This is a genomic window from Salmonella sp. SAL4457 (assembly GCF_046548235.1).
In the GTDB taxonomy this organism is placed as follows: domain Bacteria; phylum Pseudomonadota; class Gammaproteobacteria; order Enterobacterales; family Enterobacteriaceae; genus Salmonella; species Salmonella enterica.
In genome coordinates this window covers 1-263 of the sequence record NZ_JBGDZO010000675.1, presented here as the reverse complement: position 1 = coordinate 263, position 263 = coordinate 1, and the positions used below count along the sequence as shown (strand labels likewise).

1 protein-coding gene is annotated in these 263 nt (G+C 70.3%); it reads right to left on the bottom strand.

The window, feature by feature from the left end; genetic code table 11:
• The coding region (locus ACLJNW_RS25880; protein WP_319950339.1) for an aminoglycoside phosphotransferase family protein at positions 1–263 on the bottom strand (263 nt) is incomplete at both ends.

Below are 263 nucleotides of genomic sequence, written 5' to 3'. Positions count from 1 at the left end.
GTCTCCAGCAGGTAGCGGGCGGCATTCGCGCAGTCGACGTAGAGCCCGCCGTAGCGGCGCTCGGCGGCATACAGCGAGTCGAACCAGCGCTCCAGCGGGGTCAGCTCTGGCAACGGACCCGGGCGCGGGGCATGGATGCGTTCGATGGCCTGGCAGAGGATACGCGTAGCCTCGTCGTCGTCGCCGCGCCTGACCATCTCCAGCAGCGAGCGCCCGCCGGTGGCACGCTCCATCAGCAGCGCCTGGTGGTCGTAGGCCAGCAC